This is a genomic window from Aeromonas sp. R4-1, from assembly GCF_040908325.1.
GTDB lineage: Bacteria > Pseudomonadota > Gammaproteobacteria > Enterobacterales > Aeromonadaceae > Aeromonas > Aeromonas veronii.
Window position 1 is genome coordinate 25440 of the sequence record NZ_JBFODM010000051.1, and the last position, 21186, is coordinate 46625.

14 protein-coding genes and 1 rRNA gene are annotated in these 21186 nt (G+C 61.0%); 2 read left to right on the forward strand and 13 right to left on the reverse strand.

What is annotated here, in order from left to right; genetic code table 11:
- Window positions 1–128 precede the first annotated feature (128 nt).
- The 10 genes from AB5Y90_RS08515 to AB5Y90_RS08560 all read right to left on the reverse strand — a co-directional run bounded on the left by AB5Y90_RS08515 (window position 129) and on the right by AB5Y90_RS08560 (window position 13358).
- Window positions 129–1433 carry an NAD(P)/FAD-dependent oxidoreductase gene (locus tag AB5Y90_RS08515; RefSeq protein ID WP_368166794.1) on the reverse strand — a complete coding sequence of 435 codons (1305 nt, stop codon included), beginning with the start codon at window positions 1431–1433 and terminating at the stop codon, window positions 129–131.
- A 159-nt stretch (window positions 1434–1592) separates the two neighbouring features.
- Window positions 1593–2672: a class II fructose-bisphosphate aldolase gene (gene fbaA, locus AB5Y90_RS08520; RefSeq protein ID WP_005340963.1), complete on the reverse strand. Its 1080-nt coding sequence runs from the start codon at window positions 2670–2672 to the stop codon at window positions 1593–1595.
- A gap of 114 nt (window positions 2673–2786) precedes the next feature.
- Window positions 2787–3950: a phosphoglycerate kinase gene (locus AB5Y90_RS08525; protein WP_005335436.1), complete on the reverse strand. Its 1164-nt coding sequence runs from the start codon at window positions 3948–3950 to the stop codon at window positions 2787–2789.
- A 61-nt stretch (window positions 3951–4011) separates the two neighbouring features.
- Window positions 4012–5022: an erythrose-4-phosphate dehydrogenase gene (epd, locus tag AB5Y90_RS08530; protein WP_368166795.1), complete on the reverse strand. Its 1011-nt coding sequence runs from the start codon at window positions 5020–5022 to the stop codon at window positions 4012–4014.
- Between the two features lie 60 nt (window positions 5023–5082).
- Window positions 5083–6012, reverse strand: a complete 930-nt coding sequence (locus tag AB5Y90_RS08535; RefSeq protein WP_368166796.1) for an ROK family protein — start codon at window positions 6010–6012, stop codon at window positions 5083–5085.
- Between the two features lie 111 nt (window positions 6013–6123).
- Window positions 6124–7191 carry a uroporphyrinogen decarboxylase gene (gene hemE / locus AB5Y90_RS08540; RefSeq protein WP_005335440.1) on the reverse strand — a complete coding sequence of 356 codons (1068 nt, stop codon included), beginning with the start codon at window positions 7189–7191 and terminating at the stop codon, window positions 6124–6126.
- Window positions 7192–7373: 182 nt separating this feature from the next.
- Window positions 7374–8153 (reverse strand): NAD(+) diphosphatase, encoded by a 780-nt coding sequence (gene nudC / locus AB5Y90_RS08545; RefSeq protein WP_368166797.1) that lies wholly within the window; start codon window positions 8151–8153, stop codon window positions 7374–7376.
- Window positions 8154–8374: 221 nt separating this feature from the next.
- Complete coding sequence (gene putA, locus AB5Y90_RS08550; RefSeq protein ID WP_368166798.1) at window positions 8375–11539, reverse strand: bifunctional proline dehydrogenase/L-glutamate gamma-semialdehyde dehydrogenase PutA; 3165 nt, start codon at window positions 11537–11539, stop codon at window positions 8375–8377.
- Window positions 11540–11853: 314 nt separating this feature from the next.
- Window positions 11854–12459 (reverse strand): TIGR04211 family SH3 domain-containing protein, encoded by a 606-nt coding sequence (locus tag AB5Y90_RS08555; protein WP_005335443.1) that lies wholly within the window; start codon window positions 12457–12459, stop codon window positions 11854–11856.
- A 146-nt stretch (window positions 12460–12605) separates the two neighbouring features.
- Window positions 12606–13358 (reverse strand): potassium channel family protein, encoded by a 753-nt coding sequence (locus AB5Y90_RS08560; protein WP_005354446.1) that lies wholly within the window; start codon window positions 13356–13358, stop codon window positions 12606–12608.
- Between the two features lie 101 nt (window positions 13359–13459).
- Here AB5Y90_RS08560 and AB5Y90_RS08565 point away from each other — a divergent pair, with 101 nt between their 5' ends.
- Window positions 13460–14710: a methyl-accepting chemotaxis protein gene (locus tag AB5Y90_RS08565; RefSeq protein ID WP_005362726.1), complete on the forward strand. Its 1251-nt coding sequence runs from the start codon at window positions 13460–13462 to the stop codon at window positions 14708–14710.
- 205 nt (window positions 14711–14915) lie between these two features.
- Window positions 14916–17789 carry a bifunctional [glutamate--ammonia ligase]-adenylyl-L-tyrosine phosphorylase/[glutamate--ammonia-ligase] adenylyltransferase gene (gene glnE, locus AB5Y90_RS08570; protein WP_368166799.1) on the forward strand — a complete coding sequence of 958 codons (2874 nt, stop codon included), beginning with the start codon at window positions 14916–14918 and terminating at the stop codon, window positions 17787–17789.
- 208 nt (window positions 17790–17997) lie between these two features.
- On the opposite strand, the gene AB5Y90_RS08575 is transcribed toward glnE, so the two are convergent.
- From AB5Y90_RS08575 to rrf, 3 genes are all read right to left on the reverse strand, one after another.
- Window positions 17998–20160, reverse strand: coding sequence for an AsmA family protein (locus AB5Y90_RS08575; RefSeq protein ID WP_368166800.1), 2163 nt, complete (start codon window positions 20158–20160; stop codon window positions 17998–18000).
- A 131-nt stretch (window positions 20161–20291) separates the two neighbouring features.
- The gene (locus AB5Y90_RS08580) at window positions 20292–20798 is read right to left on the reverse strand and encodes an NUDIX domain-containing protein (protein WP_368166801.1); all 507 of its coding nucleotides are present in this window, start codon (window positions 20796–20798) and stop codon (window positions 20292–20294) included.
- Window positions 20799–20959: 161 nt separating this feature from the next.
- Window positions 20960–21074: ribosomal RNA gene (gene rrf, locus AB5Y90_RS08585) — 5S ribosomal RNA — on the reverse strand.
- Window positions 21075–21186: the final 112 nt, after the last annotated feature.

The following is a 21186-nucleotide window of genomic DNA, read 5'->3' on the forward strand; positions in this document are numbered from 1 at the left end:
CCGGAAGGGATTGGCGCGAATGCATCTTTTGGTCTATCAGGCGGAACGATAGTGCCAACCCGCTATAAACAAGGGGTTGGCAAAAAGGGGCCACGTTCAGCCATCACTGCACAGGCTGACAATGGGGGTCAGAAGATATCCTTCATCCGGTGCCACAACATTCCCAGTGCCAGCAGCGGGGAGCGCAGCGCCGGGCCGCCGGGGAAGGTGATATGGGGCACGCTGGCAAAGAGATCGAAGCCCCGGCTCTCGCCGCGGATCGCCTCGGCCACCAGCTTGCCCGCCATATGGGTAGCGTTGAGACCGTGACCCGAATAGGCCTGGGCGTATAGCACGTTTGGGTATTCCTTCAAGCGGCCAATCTGCGGCAGCCGGTTGGCCCCTATGCCTATCATGCCGCCCCACTGAAACTCGATGGCAGTGCCAGCCAGCTCGGGGAAGACTCGCAGCAGCTTGGGCAACATAAAGGCCTTGATATCGCGGGGATCCCTTCCCGAGTAGTTGCAGGCGCCGCCAAACAGCAGGCGGCCATCGGCAGAGAGGCGGTAGTAGTCGAGCGCCACATTCTGATCGCACACCGCCATGTTTTGCGGCAGCAATCTCTGGCGCAAGCGGCGATCGAGCACCTCGGTGGCGAGGATGTAGGAACCGGCAGGCAGCACCCGCCCCCCCAGCTCCGGATTGAGGTCGTTGAGATAGGCGTTGCAACTGATTACCAGATAATCGGCGGTAACCCGGCCATGAGCCGTGGTCACCTCGACCTGCTTGCCATAGTCGATATGGGTCACTCGGGAGTGTTCAAACAGGGAGACCCCGAGGCTGGCGGCGGCGCGCGCCTCGCCGAGCGCCAGATTGAGGGGATGGAGATGGCCGGAGCCCATGTCGATAAGGCCGCCGATATAGCGATCCGATCCCACCACGCTATGGATATCTTCCCGCGGTACCAGCTTGAGTTCGTGCTCATAGCCGAGGCTCGCCAGATGGTCGAGATCCTCCTCGAAGCCAGCCAGATGACGCTGACGGGTGGCCAGATCGCAGTAGCCCCAGGTGAGATCGCACTCGATCTTGAAACGCTCGACCCGCTCGCGTACCAGTTGCACCGCCTCCAACCCCATCAGATCGAGCTCGCGCACCCCCTCCTCACCAATCCAGCGGGCAAACTGGCTGGTATCGTGGCCGATACCGCGAATAAGCTGACCGCCGTTGCGCCCGGAGGCGCCCCAGCCGATGCGGTTGGCCTCCAGCAAGGCGACCTTGTAACCGGCCTCAGCCAGATTGATGGCGGTATTGAGACCGGTAAAACCGCCGCCGATGATGCAGACGTCAGCCTTGTGCTCCCCCTCCAGCTCGGGCCACTGTTGCGAGTCATTGCGGGTGGCCGCGTAGTAGGAGGCGACGTGCTCCTGATATCCGTTGTGCTTTCCTGCCTGCATACTCAGCATCCTGCCTTGGTTGCAAATTGTTTAATAAAATAAGCAAAGTTGTTTCGATAATACCCAGTTCCTCCTCCACTCACCAACCGGTGCGGATCACAGAAATGCAAAAGGCGCCCCGAAGGGCGCCTTTTCATGCAATCAAGGTGCTGTAACGAATTACAGTACGTCGATGGCGTTCAGGTCGGAGAATGCTTTCTCCAGACGAGCGATCATGGAAGTCTGACCTTCACGCAGCCATACGCGCGGATCGTAGTACTTCTTGTTCGGCTTGTCGGCGCCTTCCGGGTTGCCCAGCTGGCCTTGCAGGTAAGCTTCGTTCTTCTTGTAGAAGTTCAGCAGACCTTCCCAGGTTGCCCACTGGGTGTCGGTGTCGATGTTCATCTTCACTACGCCGTAGGAGATGGACTCGCGGATCTCTTCCAGAGTGGAACCTGAACCACCGTGGAATACGAAGTCCAGAGACTTGGCTGGAACGCCGAACTTCTCGGAAACGTACTTCTGGGAAGCGTCCAGGATGGACGGGGTCAGCTTGACGTTACCCGGCTTGTATACACCGTGTACGTTACCGAAGGAGGCAGCGATGGTGAAACGCGGGCTGATCTTGGACAGACGCTCGTAAGCGTAGGCAACATCTTCCGGCTGGGTGTACAGAGCGGACTGATCCATGTGGCTGTTGTCGACGCCGTCTTCTTCGCCACCGGTGCAACCCAGTTCCAGCTCCAGAGTCATGTTCATCTTGGCCATGCGGGTCAGGTACTCGCAGCAGATGTCGATGTTCTCTTCCAGAGACTCTTCGGACAGATCCAGCATGTGGGAGGAGAACAGCGGCTTGCCGGTTTCAGCAAAGTGCTTCTCGCCCGCTTCCAGCAGACCGTCGATCCACGGCAGCAGCTTCTTGGCAGCGTGGTCGGTGTGCAGGATTACCGGCACGCCGTAGGCTTCGGCAACAGCGTGAACGTGCTTGGCACCAGAGATGGCACCCAGGATGGCAGCTTTCTGACCTTCCAGCTTCAGACCCTTACCGGCGGTGAACACGGCACCACCGTTGGAGAACTGAACGATAACCGGCGCTTTAACCTTGGCGGCAGCTTCCAGTACGGCGTTAACGGAGTCGGTACCAACGCAGTTTACGGCCGGCAGAGCAAAGCCGTTCTCTTTAGCGATGGCGAACACTTTCTGAACGTCATCACCAGTGATCACGCCGGGTTTTACGAAGTCGAAAATTTTCTTAGACATGTTTAATCGTCCTGTCTCGTATGCCGTTAATAAAAAATGGGGGTTCATCATGAACCGGCACAGCGGGCACATGATAAACGAAACGGGAGGCTTTTGCCCCCCGTTCCGGGTCAATTAGGCTTTGGCGCGCTGTTCCAGAATCGCAACAGCCGGCAGTACCTTACCTTCTACGAACTCCAGGAAGGCGCCGCCGCCAGTGGAGATGTAGGAGACTTTGTCAGCGATGCCGAACTTGTCGATAGCAGCCAGGGTGTCACCACCGCCAGCGATGGAGAAGGCCGGAGAAGCAGCGATGGCTTCAGCGATAACCTTGGTGCCTTCAGCAAACTGGTCGAACTCGAATACACCAACCGGGCCGTTCCACAGGATGGTCTTGGCGTTCATGATGATGTCAGCCAGGGCCTTGGCAGAATCCGGGCCGATGTCGAAGATCATGTCGCCGTCGGTCACGTCAGAGACGGACTTGATGGTCGCCGGAGTGGACTCGGAGAACTCGGCACCTACAACCACGTCGGTGGTCACAGGAATGTTGGTCTCGGCAGCCAGTTTCTTGGCGGTGTCGATCAGGTCGTGCTCGCACAGGGACTTGCCGACGTTGTGACCGGCAGCAGCGATGAAGGTGTTGGCGATGCCACCACCGACAACCAGCTGGTCAGCGATCTTGGAGAGGGACTCCAGAACGGTCAGCTTGGTGGAGACCTTGGAGCCGCCAACGATGGCAACCATCGGGCGCTCGGGCTTCAGCATGGCTTTGCCCAGCGCTTCCAGTTCACCCGCCAGCAGCGGACCGGCACAGGCGACCGGAGCGAACTGTGCAACACCGTAGGTGGAACCTTCGGCGCGGTGAGCAGTACCGAACGCATCCATTACAAAGACGTCACACAGGGCGGCGTATTTTTTGGCCAGCTCTTCGGTGTTCTTCTTCTCGCCTTTGTTGAAGCGGCAGTTTTCCAGCACAACCAGCTCACCGGCAGCGACTTCTACGCCATCCAGGTAATCCTTGGCCAGGCGAACCGGGCAGGACAGAGCGTCTTTCAGATAGTTGACAACCGGAGCCAGGGAGAATTCTTCGTTGTATTCACCCTCGGTCGGACGACCCAGGTGGGAGGTGATCATCAGCTTGGCGCCCTTTTCCAGAGCCAGCTTGATGGTCGGCAGAGTCGCAACGATACGTGCATCGGAGGTGACCTTGCCGTCTTTTACCGGTACGTTCAGGTCAGCACGGATCAGAACGCGTTTACCCGCCAGATCCAGGTCAGTCATCTTGATAACAGACATATTCAGTCCTCTATATTTTCCAGGTAATGTTAAAAACAGTAACCTTTCGCCCGGGGCAGGCTCAGCCTGCGGCCATCATGGCCCGGGTGGTATCCAGCATCCGGTTTGCGAAGCCCCATTCGTTATCGCACCACATCAACATCTTGACGAGGTTGGCATCGCTAACCCGGGTCTGGGTACCATCAATGATGCAGGAGTGTGCATCATGATTGAAGTCTACGGAGACCAGAGGTTCTTCCGTGTAATCCAGAATACCGTGTAATGTACCTCTGGATGCCCGTTGCAGGGCTTGATTTACGTCAGTAACTGTCACTTTTTTACGAACAGTAATACTGAGATCCATCGCTGTTACATTGATGGTCGGCACCCGCACCGCAATCGCCTCGAACTTGCCGGCGAAGTGGGGCAGGATACGCTCTAGCCCCTTTGCCAGCTTGGTATCCACCGGAATGATGGACTGACTGGCAGCGCGGGTTCGGCGCAAGTCACTGTGGTAGGCATCGATGACTTGCTGATCATGCATGGCCGAATGAATTGTCGTAATAGTACCACAATTTATCTCGAATTCTCGATGCAATGTTTCAATCACCGGCACCACGCAGTTGGTGGTACAGGAGGCGTTGGAGACAATCCGCTCCGCTCCGGTGAGGGTATGATGGTTGACCCCGTAGACCACGGTGGCATCCACATCCGCATCCGCCGGGTGGGAGAAGAGCACCTTGCCCGCCCCCGCAGCCAGATGCCGCTCGGCATCGGCCCGCGAGCCAAACACCCCGGTGCAATCGAGCACCACATCCACCCCCAGCGCCCGCCACGGCAGCTTTGACGGATCCCGCTCGGCAAAAAGGGAGATGAGATCCTCCCCCACCAGCATGCTGTTGCCCGCCAGTTGCACCGGATGGTGGAAGCGACCGTGACTGGTATCGTAACGGGTCAGGTGCACCATGGCCTCGGGGGCCGCCAGCTCGTTGATGGCGACGATCTTGATGGTCTTGTCGCGCCCGCTTTCATAGAGGGCTCGCAACACGTTGCGACCGATCCGCCCGTAACCATTGATGGCAATCTTGATCATCGAGAATCCGTTTCCTTGAACCTGCAACAGGGCGGCACACCGGCCGCCCGGGAGCCCCAGCTACGACAGCAGGGCCTCCTTGAATTCACCGCGGGCCAGCAGTGCGGCCCCGAATACCCCGGCACTGTCACCAAGGGCAGGAGCAATAATGGGGGCACTGAAACGGGGATTAAAGAGGAAGGGCAAAATTGTCTGCCGTCCGGCGCTGTAGAGGGTCTGCACATTGCCCACCCCACCACCGATGACGATCACATCCGGGTCGAGAATATTGACCACGTTGGCCAGCGCCTGACCAAACAGCAGATGCAGTCGGTCGATGGTGAGCTTGGCCACATGATCGTGAGCCGTGGCGGCCGCGATTTGGGCGAGCGAGAGGTGGCGCTTGGCCTTCGCTTCGTACCAGGCCTCCAGCGCCGGACCGCTGATCAGGGTCTCGACGCAGCCACGCTTGCCGCAGTAGCACTCGGGGCCATCAGGGGAAAGCACGTTGTGGCCCCACTCACCGGCGATGCCGTGGTGGCCGTTGAGGATCTGGCCGTTGATGACGATGCCGGAGCCGACCCCGGTGCCCATGATGATGCCGAACACCACTTTCGCATCGGGATGGTGCTGGCGCACTGCACCGAGATGGGTTTCTGCCAGCGCGAAGCAGTTGGCGTCGTTGGCGATCAGCACCGGCACGCCCAGCTTGCGCTCCAGATCCTCCTTGAACGGCTTGCCGTTGAGCTCGGTGGTGTTGCAGTTCTTCATCAGGCCGGTCTGCGGATCCCGCGCCCCCGGCGTGCCCATGCCGATGACGGTCGGGCGCTGGCCAATCTTCTCGGCACACTCAGCTACCAGTTTGGCGATCTGGCCGATCATGTGCTCATAACCGCCCGCCCGCTCGGTGGGGATGCGGTGGCGCAGCAGCACCTCGTCGCCATCCAGCACCACGCATTCACACTTGGTACCACCAAGATCGATACCCCAATCCAGTGACTTGCTGCTCATCTTGCCTCCTGCACGGCCGCCACGCTCTCGTCGTCACGGCGCCTTTTTCAATGTAAAACGGGGCCTGACGGCCCCGGATTTCAAACACACTCTTCTTCTCTCGCCCCGGCCTTAGCGACCATGGTACTGGGCGGAGAGCTCGTGTACCGCGTTGACGAACACACCGGCATGTTCCGGGTTCACATCCTGATGGATGCCGTGGCCGAGGTTGAATACGTGACCATTGCCATGACCGAAACCGGCCAGAATGGAGGCAACCTCTTCACGGATGCGAGCCGGGGTGGCGTAGAGCATGGAGGGATCCATGTTGCCCTGCAGCGCCACCTTGTCGCCGACCCGACGCTTGGCGTCGGCGATGTCGGTGGTCCAGTCCAGACCCAGCGCATCGCAACCGGTGGCAGCGATCTGCTCCAACCACTGACCACCGTTCTTGGTGAACAGGGTGACCGGCACACGGCGACCGTCGTGCTCGCGGATCAGGCCATCAACAATCTTATGCATGTACTGCAGGGAGAAATCGCGGTAGTCGCGCGGGGTGAGCACGCCGCCCCAGGTGTCGAACACCATGACAGCCTGCGCACCCGCCTTGATCTGGGCGTTGAGGTAAGCAATCACGCTGTCGGCCAACTTGTCGAGCAGCAGGTGCAGGGTTTGCGGCTCTGCGTACATCATCTGCTTGATCTTGGTGAACGCCTTGGAGCTGCCCCCCTCCACCATGTAGGTGGCCAAGGTCCATGGGCTGCCGGAGAAGCCGATGAGCGGCACTTCGCCCTTCAGCTCGCGGCGGATGGTGCGCACCGCGTTCATCACGTAGCCCAGCTCATCTTCCGGATCCGGGATCGGCAGCGCCTGCACATCGGCCATGGAGGTGATCGGACGCTCGAAGCGCGGGCCTTCACCCTGCTCGAAGTAGAGACCCAGCCCCATGGCATCGGGCACGGTGAGGATGTCGGAGAAGAGGATGGCGGCATCGAGCGGGTAGCGGCGCAGCGGCTGCAGGGTGACTTCACAGGCCAGCTCGGCATTGCGGCACAGAGACATGAAATCCCCCGCCTGGGCGCGAGTCGCCTTGTATTCCGGCAGATAGCGCCCTGCCTGGCGCATCATCCATACCGGGGTCATGTCCACGTCCTGACGCAGCAGGGCGCGCAGGTATCGATCGTTCTTCAGCTCTTTCATCCCAGTTCCTGAGTTCGTATCACGCATAAAATGGCGGCCATAATACCACTTTGCCCACCGGATCGGACTGCCCAAAACGTGGCAAATGGACGCGCGGTTGCAAAGATGTGAAGGGGCGCAAACCTGACCGCCCCGCTTGTAACAAGAAGTGCAAAAAGATTGGCGAAAAGATAAGCGCCTCGTTACCCCTCGCCAGCCAGTGACAACTCGATCAGCCGCCTGGCAATGGTGCCGTGGGGCGGCAAACGCGGCAGCCGGTCGGCGGCAAAGAAAGCGGCGGCCACCAGTTCGTCATCCTGCACCTTGATCTCGCCGCTCTCGTAGTCGGCGGTAAAGCCCATCATCAGGCTGTGGGGGAAGGGCCAGGGCTGGCTCGCCACATAGCGCACATTGCGCACCCGGATGCCGCTCTCCTCGAACACCTCCCGTGCCACGCACTGCTCAAGGTTCTCTCCCGCCTCCACGAAGCCGGCCAGCACGGTATACATGGGATCGTCCGCCTGATAGTGACGGCGATGGGCTGCCAGCAGGATCTCCGGCCCCTTGCGTACCGCTACGATAATGCAGGGGGAGATGCGCGGATAGACTGTATGGCCGTGGTGGCACACCTGCGCCCACTCCCCCGCCTTCGGGGTCATGGGGGCGCCGCACTCGCCGCAGAAACGGTGGGTCCGGCGGAAAGTGGCGAGCTGCCAGGCACGGCCGGCGAGACGAAAGCCCTCCTCGTCCCCCGCCACCATCAGCTGGCGCAGGGGGGCCATCATAGTCGTGGCGGCCTCAGCCCCCAGATCCAGCAGATAGCAGGGCAGCCCCTGCCACTCGTCGAAACGCTCGAAATGGGCGTCAGCCAGCGCTGTGGGCAGGCACGCTTTACTTCCTTGTGGCACCTCTCCCTGCTGATCGAGCAGTACCAGATGATCGCCCCCCAGCACGAACCAGCGGGCTTGTTCGGTTAATGACATCAGATAAACACTCTCGTTAAAACAAAACCCTGACCACGGCTGGCCGACCAAGGGGCAAACGCCGCACGAATGGCTCCCATCTTACGACCGGCACGGGTCGCTGACGACCCCGCCGTGGCCGATTGTCCCATTCGTAAAAAACGGATGGTGCAAATAAAGAGGCCGCCCGAAGGCGGCCCGTTGTTATCCGGTATCCCGTATCCGGCCTCTATCGACGCGGATCAGGCATCGCCCATCGCCAGCAGGGAGGCGTTGCCGCCCACTGCAGTGGTGTTGATGGTGCGAGTTTTTTCGGTGACGAAGCGGCTCAGGTAGTGGGGGCCACCCGCCTTGGGGCCGGTGCCGGAGAGCCCCTGGCCGCCGAACGGCTGCACCCCGACCATGGCGCCGATCTGGTTGCGGTTGATGTAGACGTTGCCCACGTTGATGCGGCTCGCCAGCTCCTCCGCGTGGGATTCGTTGCGGCTGTGGATCCCCAGCGTCAGGCCGTAACCAGTGCCGTTGATGTCGCTGATCACCTTGTCCAGATCCCGGGTGGCGTAGCGCACCACGTGCAGGATGGGGCCGAACTGCTCCTTCACCAGCTCGCGGATGGAGCCAATCTCCAGCGCGGTCGGCTGGACGAAGTGTCCCTCCATGGTCGCGGCTGGCATCGGCGCCTGCGCGATCAGGCGAGCACGAGGGATCATGTAGGCGAGGTGGGCATCGAGACCGGCCTTGGCATCGGCATCGATCACCGGGCCGACGTCGGTATTATGCTCGGCCGGGTTGCCCACTTTGAGCTCCTGCATGGCGCCGGTGAGGATCTCCAGCACCCGCTCGGCGATCTCCTCCTGCAGGTAGAGCACACGCAGGGCCGAGCAGCGCTGACCGGCGCTCTGGAAGGCGGCGCTCACCACGTCGCGTACCACCTGCTCCGGCAGGGCGGTGGAGTCGACGATCATGGCGTTCTGGCCACCGGTCTCGGCGATAAGCGGCAGAATGGCGCCATCGCGCTGGGCCAGGGTCATATTGATCAGCTTGGCGGTCTCGGTGGAGCCGGTGAAGCAGACGCCGCCGATGCGCGGATCCGCTGTCAACTTGGCACCGACGGTGGCACCGTCACCGGGCAGCAGTTGCAGCACGTCACCCGGAATACCGGCCTGATGGGCCAGCGTCACAGCCAGATGGGCGATAAGACCGGTCTGCTCGGCAGGCTTGGCGATGACGGTATTGCCGGTGGCCAGCGCAGCGGCGATTTGGCCGAGAAAGATCGCCAGCGGGAAGTTCCACGGGCTGATGCAGACAAACACCCCGCGCCCCTGCAGGAACAGCTCGTTCTGCTCGCCGGTATAACCGGGCAGCAGGGTCGCCTGCCCCATCAGGCTGCGGGCCTGCACCGCGTAGTAGCGGCAGAAATCGACCGCTTCACGCACCTCGTCGATGCCATCTTGCAGCAGCTTGCCCGCTTCGCGGGTACAGAGGGAGACAAACTGCTCGCGGTTCGCTTCCAGCAGATACGCCAGCTTCTCCAGCGCGGCGGCCCGCTCGCTCACCGGGGTTTCACGCCAGCGCGGGAAGGCAGCGTGAGCAGATGCCAAGGCCTGCTCCACCGCCTGCTCGTCAGCCCAGTGGATCTTGCCGACGGTGAGGCTCACATCCTGCGGGCTCAGCACGATGCGGGCTTCGCTGCGCTTGAGGGTCTCACCATCGACGATGGGCCCTGCCAGCCACTGCTTGCTCTCCAGCTCTTTCAAGCGGGCGAAGAAGGGACGCTGGATGGAGAGAATGTTCATGTTGACGCCGCTGGAGTTCTTGCGGTCGCTGAACAGGTTCACCGGTTGGGGAATGCGGTCGTTGGCAAAGCCGGAGTAGCGCTTGAGGGTGCGCAGCGGGTGCTCGGCCAGCGAGTCCACCGGGGTATTGGGATCCACCAGCTTGTGAACGAAGGAGGTGTTGGCCCCGTTCTCCAGCAGGCGGCGCACCAGATAGGGCAGCAGATCCTTGTGCGCGCCGACCGGCGCATAGATGCGGCAGTGCAGGCCGGGATTGTCGTTTAGCACGGCGTTGTGCAGCTCCTCCCCCATACCGTGCAGACGCTGGAATTCAAACTGGCGATCGCCAGCCATCTCCAGAATGCTGACCACGGTATTGGCGTTGTGGGTGGCAAACTGGGGAGCGATAAAGCCGCGGGTCGGCTCGCTCAGCAGGTAGCGGGCGCAGGCGAGGTAGGAGATATCGGTACCCGCCTTGCGGGTAAACAGCGGGTAGCCGGGCAGGCCCGCCTGCTGGGCATATTTCAGTTCGCTGTCCCAGTAGGCGCCTTTTACCAAGCGAACCGGAATGAGGTCACCCTGCTCGCGGGCCAGTTCGGTGAGCCAGCAGAGTACCGGCAGGGCGCGCTTGGAGTAGGCCTGCACCACCATGCCGAGTTTGCCCCAACCACGGTTGGCGTCGGAGCGGTACAGCTGCTCGAACAGATCCAGCGACAGCTCGAGGCGGTCCATCTCTTCGGCATCGATGCTGATGGCCACATCCTTGTCGCGGGCGAGACGCACCAGCCCCACCAGTCGCTCGCACATCTCGCCAAGCACCCGCGCGCGGTTGGCCACGTCATAGCGCGGATGCAGTGCCGAGAGCTTGATGGAGATGGAGGGGGCCGGGCCGCCGTCGCTAATGCGTTCATTGCCCACCGCCTCGATGGCGTTGCGGTAATCGGCCAGATACTTGTCGGCATCCTGCATGGTCAGCGCCGACTCACCCAGCATGTCGTAGGTGTGGGTGTAGCCCAGCTCGCGGGATTTGCGGCTCGCCTTGAGGGCCTCCTTCATGTCGCGCCCCAGCACGAACTGCTTGCCCATGATCTTCATGGCGGCATACATGGCGGATCGCACCACCGGCTCCCCCAGCTTGTTGACCATGCGCCCCAGCAGGTTGGCCGGGTTGCCGTCGAGCTTTTTGTCGAGCTTGATGATCTTGCCGGTCAGCATCAGCCCCCAGGTGGAGGCGTTGACCAGAGTAGAGTCGCTCTTGCGGAAATGGGATGACCAGTTGGCGCCGGAGAGCTTGTCCTTGATCAGGGCGTCGGCGGTCTCGGCATCGGGAATGCGCAGCAGCGCCTCGGCCAGACACATCAGGATGATCCCCTCCTGGGTATCCAGGCTGTACTCCTGCAGGAAGGCGTCGATACCGTCACCGGAGCCGCTCTCCTTGCGCACCTTGGTCACCAGGGTACGGGCACGCTGGGTCACCTGCTCCAGCGAGGCGCCATCCCCCGGCAGCATGGCCGACAGTTCGGCCAGATAGGCATTTTCATCCACCACATAGTTCTGGGTGATGGCTTCGCGCAGGGCGGCCAGATCGGAGGGGATATAGTCAGCGGCAAGCACTTGAGTAGCTTTGAACATATGGGGTCTTCCTGTACGCCCTAGGGCTGATATCGACAAAGGCGGACGCGCCGCCGAAACGCCGATAATGTATACAATGTTGCACCCTATATGAAATGAATTTGTTGCCACTCTTAACAAAGATCGCTCATTCCCCCCATGAATTCCCTTTTGAAGCCAATACGCCAGCAAGCGTGAGGGTCATCTGACTTCATTTTGTATACGATCTGCCGCCGCTCTATCGCAAAGCAGTCACGCATTCCGCCCAATGCGCCCAAAAAAAAAGAAGGGCCGCCACGGCGACCCTTCTCAGCAATTCATTCAGCCAGATGCTGTCAGTTCATCCAGCGATCGCCGCGGCTGCGACGACGGGGCAGCATCGGCAGCAGGATGCCGAGCAGGATACCGGCACCCACCATGGCACCACCACGGATAAACCAGTCCATCTGCATGTCGTGCTCCTGGTTGTCGTAGCTCTGGGTCAGGGCATCATTCTGCTCTTTGAGATTGCTCATCTCCTCACCCTGACTGACCAGCTGGGCCTTGAGGGCGGCGATCTCCTTGCTCTGGGCAGCGATCTGGCCATCCTTCTCGGTGAAGCGTTTCTCGTTGTCACCGTTAAGGTTCTGCAGGCGATCTTTAAGCTCATCGCGCTCTTTTTCCACCTGGGGCAGGCGCTCGCGCAGGCTGATCTGGCTCTGCAGTTCGCTGTTTTTGATCCACCCCTCGCGGCCACGACCGTCCACCACCTGGGTGAAACCGGCCTCGCTGTTCACCGCCTTTACCTCCAGCGGTTCACCAGCCTTGACGCTGCCAAGGATCCGGTACTGGGTACCCGGGCCATTGTGGATATAGGTAAAGATGTTGTCTGAAACATAACGGGTATCGGCCAGTGCCTGTTGGGCACACAAGCAGATCAAAATCCCGAGAAGGGCGCGCATGGTCGATCGATTCTCTTTTTCAGGTTTGGACAAGAGGTTGAATGTTAAGCCGCCAGCAGGTTAAAGGACAAGCAAAGAAAAAGCACCTCCCCCGGATTAAAGAGCGCAGAGTTGCGAGTCACCTCGCAACTTGCCCGTCCGCGGCCTCACTTGTTTTTCAGCTCCTGCACCTCGCTGCGCAGGGCGCGGATCTCCCGCAGCAGCTCCTCTTGCTGGTTGTTGTAGTGATGACGCCACTTGTCGGTCTCGCCATCCCCCTTGTTGGGCTGCAAAAACAGGCTGGCCATGAAACCGCTGATGGCACCGAACAGACCGACCCCGAACAGGATCAGCAGGCTGGCGACAAACCGCCCCTCCTCTGTCTTGGGCACCAGATCCCCGTAACCCACTGTCGAGAGGGTCACCAGCGTCCACCAGAACGCGTCATAGGGTGTCTCAATCTGGCTGCCGGGCTGGCCTGACTCAATCCAGTACATGACGCCGGAGCCCACCCCCAGCAGCAGGAAGAACAGAAACAGGATGCCGGAGAGGGTGGTCTCGTTGCGCTCGCGACGGAACATGGCCCAGAGATCCGGGTGCTCCTTGAACAGCTGATAGACCCGCCACAGCTGGATCAACCGCGCCCAGCGCAGCTGCTCCGCCATCGGCAGGCTACCCGGCAGATAGATCCAGTTGGCCTTGAAATAGGCCTTGCGATCAGAGGCCCGGATCCAGCCATAAGCAAAGTGCGCGAGGAAGAAGTAGCAGATCAGACTGTCGAGGTCATAGAAGAGCTGCAGAGTCTGTGGTGTCAGGCTCTCATGGCCCCACCAGCGGGCCGTCACCAGCACAACCGAGATAATCGACAAAAATGCCATCAGCAGATCCATCGCCCGCAGATGAGTTAAGTGATGTCGCATACATTTTCCAACTTTAAGCACAGTGCAAATTAATAAAAGAGAAGATAATGCCGATAGTCCTGAGGGCAAAGGAAAAAACGGCTTTTAAAAGGAGAATGACAATGCAGCTGAACCTGCTGGAGAAAAGAATGAGCAACATCCGGTTGGTACCCAAAGTGGTGCTGCTGATGGTGTTCAGTACCCTCCTGCTACTGACAAAACTCTGGTTTGACGCCAACAATCTGGAAGCGACCCTGCTCAGCGAAGGGCTCGATCCCGCCAAGGCGGATGCGATCTCCAATCGCCTGCTCTGGACCGGTCTGATGGAGACCGCCATCATGGGGCTGCTGTTCGTGATCCTGCTGCTCACCGGCTCCCGCCTGATGGTCAAGCAGGTGCACTATCTGGTGGGCCTGCTGGAGCGCTTCGCCAAGCGGGACCTCAGCCACAAGGTACTGCTCAAGTCTCGTGACGAATTCGGTGACATCGCCAAGGCGGTCTCCCACTCGCAGGAGAACCTCAAAGAGGTGTTTGGCAACCAGCGCGCCGCCTGCAAGGAGCTCAACGACATCGCCTCCCAGGTGACCCTTTGCATGGAAGAGGCCAACGAAGCGATCAACGAAGAGTTCACCCAGATCGAACAGCTGGCCAGCGCCATGAGCCAGATGGTCGGCGCCATTCGCGAAGTGGCCGCCCATGCGGATCAGGCCTCTCACGCCACCGCCGAAACCAGCCAGCTGGCGGAAGAGGGGAGCCGCTGCGTCGCCGACACCGTCAGCACCATAGACACCCTCTCCGGCAACATCCAGCGCTCCGCCACCGTGGTCAACGAGGTGGAGCAGGGGGTCGAGCGCATTGGCTCGGTAGTCGACACCATTCGCGGCATCTCGGAACAGACCAACCTGCTGGCACTGAACGCCGCCATCGAAGCGGCTCGCGCCGGTGAAGCGGGTCGTGGCTTTGCCGTGGTGGCCTCCGAAGTGCGTGAGCTGGCCAACCGGGCTCAGGCCGCCACCGTCGAGATCCAGAAGATGATCGAACAGCTGCAGGGCAATGCCCACCAAGCTGGCGAACTGATGGCCCAAAGCGTACAGCAGGCCGACAAGGGGGTGGAACAGGTGACCCAGGCCGGTACCCAGCTCGCCACCATAGTGCAGCGGGTACAGGGTGTCGCCGACATGAACCGCCACATCGCCGCCGCCTCCGAGCAGCAGAGCTCGGTCGCCGAAGAGATGCGCGGTAATCTGGAACAGGTCAAACAGATCGCCGAAGGCTCCGTCGTGGTGCTGCGTGAACTGCAAGAGGCCTCCGAGCTGGTCGAGCAGCACAGCAAGGAGCTCGACAGCCAGATCCAGTCCTTCAAGCTGGCGTGACCACAGCGCATAGACAGCAAGGCCCTGCGGGGCCTTTCTTCATATCCCCACCAGCAACCCATTTTCCTTTCTGGATCATGCTTCTCGCCCCTGCGCTGTGACGCGGGGGCCTGACAGTGCTAGATTGGCAACCACCATTTTGAACCGGCAGCGTTGTTAACCCCGTGTCGTTAACCCGCTGTCGTGAACCACAAGGACGGCAACCGTGGCCCAGCATTCTCCCTCTTTCTCCGCCCTCTCCCCCTTGCTGCAAGAACAGGCCGAGCGCCAGTGGCAACGGCTGATCGAACTGGCCCCCGACTATGGCAACCAGCCCGAGCCCGTTCGCCAGCCCCTGCTGACCCTGCTTGGGCTCTCCGATTTTGTCGCCGACTCCCTCTTCAAACAGCCCGAGTTGCTGACCGAACTGCTCGCCTCCGGAGAACTGGATCAGGCCGAACGCTGGCCCGCCTACCAGCGCGATCTGACCGCCCTGCTCGCCGAGGTAAGCGATGAAGAGGCGCTCAAGCGTATCCTGCGCCAGTTCCGCCGCAGCCGCATGCTGGTGATCGCCTGGCGCGAGCTGCTGGGCCATGCGGCGGTGGAAGAGAGCTTTATCCACCTCACCAAACTGGCGGATGCCCTCATCTGCTCCGCTCGCGACTGGCTCTACGCCAAACAGTGCAGCGAGCTGGGCACCCCGATGGATGGCAACGGTAATCCGCAACCGCTACTGATCCTCGGCATGGGTAAGCTCGGGGGCGGCGAGCTCAACTTCTCCTCGGATATCGACCTTATCTTCACCTTCCCCGAGAACGGCTACACGGTTGGCGGGCGACGCGAGCTCGCCAACCAGCAATTCTTCATCAAGCTGGGCCAGCGCATCATCAACGCCCTCCACCAGCCCACGCAGGATGGTCAGGTGTTCCGGGTCGATATGCGACTGCGCCCCTTTGGCGATGCGGGGCCGCTCGCCATCTCCTTCGCCGCCATGGAGGATTACTACCAGCATCACGGCCGCAACTGGGAGCGCTACGCCATGGTCAAGGCGCGGGTACTGGGGCCCCAGTGCGAGCACGCTGTGGAGCTCGCCGAAATGCTGCGCCCCTTTGTGTTTCGCCGCTATATCGACTTTGGCGTCATCGACGGCCTGCGCCAGATGAAAGCGATGATCGCTGCCGAGGTGCGCCGCAAGGGGCTGGAGGGCAACATCAAGCTGGGGGCTGGCGGCATCCGTGAAGTGGAGTTTATCGCCCAGGCGCTGCAACTTATTCGCGGCGGCCGTGAACCGGCACTGCGGGTGCGTCACCTGCCGGAGGCGCTGGCCGCCATCGCCCAGTGCGGCGCCCTCGAGGCAGAGCATTGCGACCGCTTGCTGGTGGCGTACCGCTTCCTGCGTCGGATCGAAAACATCCTACAGGAGATCGGCGATCAGCAGACCCAGACCCTGCCCACCGAGGAGCGGGATCGCCAGCGGCTGATCGCTGCTCTAGGTTTTGGCGACTGGGACGCCTTTATGGCTCATCTCGATGAGGAGATGGCCGCCGTCCATCAGGAGTTCGCCGCCGTGGTGGGGGAAGAGAAGGAGGCCCCCGCCCATCTGGAGCAGCTCTGGCTCGATCTCTGGCGCACCGAGCTCGACGCCGCCGAGCTGGAAAAACTGCTGACCGCGCAGGGGGTGGCCGAACCCGCCCCGCTCTGCGCCGCTCTGCTGCGCTTCAAGGAGGAGTACAAACGCCGTCAGGTGGGGCCGCAGGGACGCATCGCGCTGGACTGGCTGATGCCGGAGCTGCTGCGACTGGTGGTCGCCAGCGAGCAACCTGCCCGCCTGTTCGAGCGGGTGTGCGAGCTGCTGACCCGCATCTTCACCCGCAGCGCCTATCTGCAGCTGCTGGCGGAGAACCCGGGCGCCCTGCGCCAGCTGGTGCGGCTGTGCGACGCCAGCCATCTGGTGAGCGAGCAGCTGGCCCGCTATCCCATTTTGCTGGACGAACTGCTCGATCCCCAGCACCTCTACCACCCCACCCCGCTCGATCAGTACAAGCCCCAGCTGCGCCAGTTCCTGCTGCGCATCCCCGAAGAGGATGTGGAACAGCAGATGGAGGCGCTGCGCCAGTTCAAGCAGGTGCAGCTGCTGCGCATCGTGGCGGCCGACATCGCCGGCGCCCTGCCGCTGATGAAGGTGAGCGACCACCTCACCTGGCTGGCGGAGGCGATCACCGAAGAGGTGGTCAATCAGGCCTGGGCCCAGATGAGCGAGCGCTACGGGGTGCCACCCGAGGTGGCAACCAGCGGCCAGCGCAGCTTTGCGGTGGTGGCCTATGGCAAGCTGGGCGGCATCGAGCTCGGTTACGGCTCGGATCTCGATCTGGTGTTCCTGCACGGCGGTGACCCCAACAGCTACACAGATGGCCGCAAGCCCATCGACAGCCGCCAGTTCTACCTGCGTCTGGCACAGCGGATCCTGCACCTGTTCAGCACCCGCACCCCGTCCGGCATCCTCTACGAGATCGATATGCGGCTGCGCCCCTCCGGCGACTCCGGCCTGCTGGTCTCGTCCCTCTCGGCCTATGAGCAGTATCAGCAAAACGAGGCGTGGACCTGGGAACATCAGGCGCTGGTGCGGGCCCGCCCCATCTATGGCGATGACGCCATCGTTGCCGAGTTTGCCCGCATCCGCCGCGATGTGCTGGCCAGGGAACGGGAGCTGCCGACTCTGGCCCGCGAGGTGCGCGAGATGCGCCACAAGATGCGGGACCACCTGCTCAAGGCGGGGTCTGGCGAGTTCGATCTCAAGCAGTCCCCCGGCGGCATGGTAGATATCGAGTTCATCGCCCAGTATCTGGTGCTGGCCCACGCCTGCGGCGAGCCCGATGCCCTCACCCGCTGGTCCGATAACGTGCGCATCTTCGACGAGTGCGTCATGGCGGGGGTGCTGACCCTGGAGCAGGCGGAGGGGCTGAAGCAGGCCTATCTGGAGATCCGCAACCTCGGCCATCGCCTCAACCTCTCGGAGATCTCCCGCAAGGTGAGCGACGATCAGCTGCAAAACGAACGCAGCCATGTGCTCGCCGTCTGGCAACAGTTGCTGGGAGAATAAGCAGAAGGGGCGCCATAGCGCCCCTTGTTGTATTCACTCTCGGGTCGAGATCAACACCCGTTTGTTCATGAACCCTCCTGGTTCCCGGTTTCGAAGACTGCTTCGCATATTACCCCATGTTGCCGACCACTCCTCGTCCCATGACGCACGGCACCACAGCAAAGAGCCCGCACGGGGCGGGCTCTTGATGACAGCGACGGAAGATTGGCTATTTGAACAACCCCTTGAGCAGCTGGTCCGCCACCCCCTTCACCCCTTCGTCGTCAGCCTTGTCCCCCAGCATTTTTTTCAGGCCCCGCTCGGCCTCCTTGCGGGCCTTCTCTTCCAGCACCTTGTTGTTGCTAAGCAGCTCTTTCACGTCGAGCCGGTAGCTCGGCGCCTGCCAGTGACCGCCGATGCGCACCGGAATGGTGATATCCTTCAGCTCGTCCACCGTCTTGCCCCCCTGTCCCTTGCTGCTCTCGACGATGGAGGTGAGGAACAGGAAATCGAGGCTCTCCGGCACCAGCGCCGTCTGCCCATCCCCCTTGACCCGCAAGGCCGGGGCAAAGAGCTGGATGTCGTTGCTGCGGGCGATGCCGTCGGCAATCTGGAAGCTGGCGGTGAGGGCGCTGAAGTCGGTCTTGCGCGCCTCCTTCACCTGCTCGGCCCCCTTGCCGGTGAGGGTGGCCCGCGCCTCGCGGATCATCTCCGGCAGGTTGATGCCATGCAGGGCGCCGTCGCTCAGCTTCAAGGTAACCTTGCCCTGCATTCCGTTGCGCAGTGCCAGAGGTGAGAGACCACGCCCCTGCACCTGCACATCGAGATCGCCCTTGCCCTCCAGCAGATCGCTCTGGGCCAGAGTCTGCAGCAAGGGACGAATGTTCACCCCGGCCACCTGCTTGTGCACCTTGTAGGTGGCGGGCTGCTGGCGCGCGTCGAGAACCCCTTTCGCGTTTACCTGACCGCCAGCCACGGTCGCGCTGAACTGTTTGAGCGTCAGCAGTCCCTTGGCCAGAGCCACCTGCAGATCGACAGCGCCGAGATCCAGCCCTTTCAGACGCAGGCTGCCGAGTTGCAGCCGACCATCCAGATCCAGCCCTTTGAGCGCGCCCAGATCCGGTTCAACGGCGGAGAGGGCTTCGCTCTTGCCGGTTGCCGCTTTATTGCCACTTGCAGCGGTATTGGAAGCACCGACCGCCGGTTTGTCCTCTTTCGCCTGTGCGGTCATGGTCGGTGCCGATTTGGCGAGCCATTTGTCGAGATCCAGCTTCTCCCCCTTGAGATCGAAGCTGATCGAGGGAACAGCGCCAAGCTGCACGGTTCCATCACCACTCAGCAGCGCCTCATCGGCACTCATCACCAGCTTGCTCAGGGTAATCAACTGCTTGTCGAGCTCGGCGCGGGCAAAGCCGGCCAGTTTCAGCTTCATCTGCGGGCGTGGCAGCGCATCACCTTCCAGCGCTGCGGTCAGCACCATATCGGAGAGCTCGGCCAGCTTCATCTCTTTATCGAGCCTTCCCTTGAGTGTTCCTTCCAGCGAGCCAGCCAGTGAAGCTTGCTGCCCCTCACCCTTGGCACCCTTCAGCGCCAACGTGAGGTTGCTCCACTCACCAAGGGCCAGTCGGTCCCCCTTGATGGAAAAACTGTCGAGTCGCAGGGACGGGTCACTCAGGCTGCCACTGAGGCTCAGATCTTTCAGTTCACTGGCCATCACCTCCTGCGCCAACTTGATCTGGGTCTGCCCTTTAACGTCGAAAGCGAGCTTGTCGGCACTCCCCTTGGTGGCCAGAGTCACGGGCACCCACTGGCCGGTGGCCAGCTGCCCCATATCGAGATCGAGGCGATCCAGTCGCAGCGAGGTGCTGCTGCGATCATCCTGCACCAGCGCGCTGGCATGGGAGAGCGCGACACCCTGCAAGCTGATCTGCCAGGGCTTGCTATCAGCGGTTGGGGCAGGGGTTGCGGGAGCGACCGGTTCGCTTGCATCAGCAGCAGCATCATTGATCAGTCCGCTCAGATTGGAGCTGCCATCCGCCTTGGTCTGGATAAAGAGATGGGCGCCACTCAGGGTCACCTTGCCGATCTCCAAACGATGGGAGAGCAGCGGCAACAGGGCCACCGAGGCCTCCCCCTGTTCGAAACGAATCAGATCCGGCTCGGCAAAACCGGCCGGATTGCGCAGGGCGACCTTTTCCAGCGAGAGGCCGAGACTCGGCCAGAAACGCCAGTCAATCTCCCCCGCCATCACCAGTTCCCGGCCTGTGCTCTTGCGCACCTGTTCAGCCAGTTGGGGCTTGAATTGATTGGGGTCGATAAGGCTTATCAGCGTCACTATGGCCAGCAAGACCGCCACGGCGATGCCGAGCAAGATGAGAACTATCTTCTTCACGATATACTCCTTGAATCCGGATCCACTGCAGACTATACCACTCACCGTCTGACGAATGGCCTCTGCGGGACAAAAGCGGACAAGGATGAGACAGGTATGGTCGCTGCCAATCCCCATATCATCAGCAGGGATCAGGCTTGCAAAGGGGATTGCAGCAACCGCGCCATCGCGGTGCGCGTCGACTCGAAAGCAAAACGGGACAAGGGGATATCGCTGAGCTTCAACCACTGACAGGCGGCCACATCGTCAGCCGGCTGGATGACAGGTTTTTCACTCAGCTTGATGGCAAAGAAGGTGTCACAGGTGTGATAGGTGATGCCATCGTAGGGATAGATATTGGGGAAGGAACCGAGATAGGTACAAGGATGAGCGCTGACATCGAGTCCCAGCTCCTCCTGCAACTCGCGCACCAGTGTCCCCTCCAGCGACTCGCCGGGATCGACAAATCCGCCCGGCAGATCCAGCAACCCCTTGCCCGGATTGCCTGCTCTCACCGCAACCAGCACCTCGTCCTGCCAGCAAAGCGCCACCATCACCGCAGTCGCCACATTCTGGAAAAAATGAAAACCGCAGCCACAGCGAAACTCTTTAGGGCTGACGCTCTGCAGGGTTTGATCGCCGCATTTTGGACAAAACACGGGCTATCTCCGACCAGATAAAGCGCTATTTTACGCTGCCATCGCTGTTTTTATGAGTAAAAACGACAGGAAGAGGGAATAAAAGGTCAGTTATTAGACGACTTTATGAATTGCAGGCAATAAAAAACCCCGCTCGATGAGCGGGGTTTCTTGTATTGGGTGCCTGGCAGTGTCCTACTCTCGCATGGCGAATGCCACACTACCATCGGCGCTACCGCGTTTCACTTCTGAGTTCGGCATGGGATCAGGTGGTTCCACGGCGCTATGGCCGCCAGGCAAATTCTTCAATCTGTGAAAGCTGACGTAAGTAGTTCGCTTGGTATTTGCTACAAGCCTTAGAACACTTCTTGGGTGTTGTATGGTTAAGCCTCACGGGTAATTAGTATGG

Coding starts and splice junctions, on each gene's coding strand:
- AB5Y90_RS08555 (WP_005335443.1), bottom strand. CDS start 12,459: ATGCGCGCCCTTCTCGGGATTTTGATCTGCTTGTGTGCCCAACAGGCA.
- AB5Y90_RS08560 (WP_005354446.1), bottom strand. CDS start 13,358: ATGCGACATCACTTAACTCATCTGCGGGCGATGGATCTGCTGATGGCA.
- hemE (WP_005335440.1), bottom strand. CDS start 7,191: ATGAAAGAGCTGAAGAACGATCGATACCTGCGCGCCCTGCTGCGTCAG.
- epd (WP_368166795.1), bottom strand. CDS start 5,022: ATGATCAAGATTGCCATCAATGGTTACGGGCGGATCGGTCGCAACGTG.
- AB5Y90_RS08535 (WP_368166796.1), bottom strand. CDS start 6,012: ATGAGCAGCAAGTCACTGGATTGGGGTATCGATCTTGGTGGTACCAAG.
- AB5Y90_RS08515 (WP_368166794.1), bottom strand. CDS start 1,433: ATGCAGGCAGGAAAGCACAACGGATATCAGGAGCACGTCGCCTCCTAC.
- AB5Y90_RS08565 (WP_005362726.1), top strand. CDS start 13,460: ATGCAGCTGAACCTGCTGGAGAAAAGAATGAGCAACATCCGGTTGGTA.
- fbaA (WP_005340963.1), bottom strand. CDS start 2,672: ATGTCTAAGAAAATTTTCGACTTCGTAAAACCCGGCGTGATCACTGGT.
- AB5Y90_RS08525 (WP_005335436.1), bottom strand. CDS start 3,950: ATGTCTGTTATCAAGATGACTGACCTGGATCTGGCGGGTAAACGCGTT.
- nudC (WP_368166797.1), bottom strand. CDS start 8,153: ATGTCATTAACCGAACAAGCCCGCTGGTTCGTGCTGGGGGGCGATCAT.
- putA (WP_368166798.1), bottom strand. CDS start 11,539: ATGTTCAAAGCTACTCAAGTGCTTGCCGCTGACTATATCCCCTCCGAT.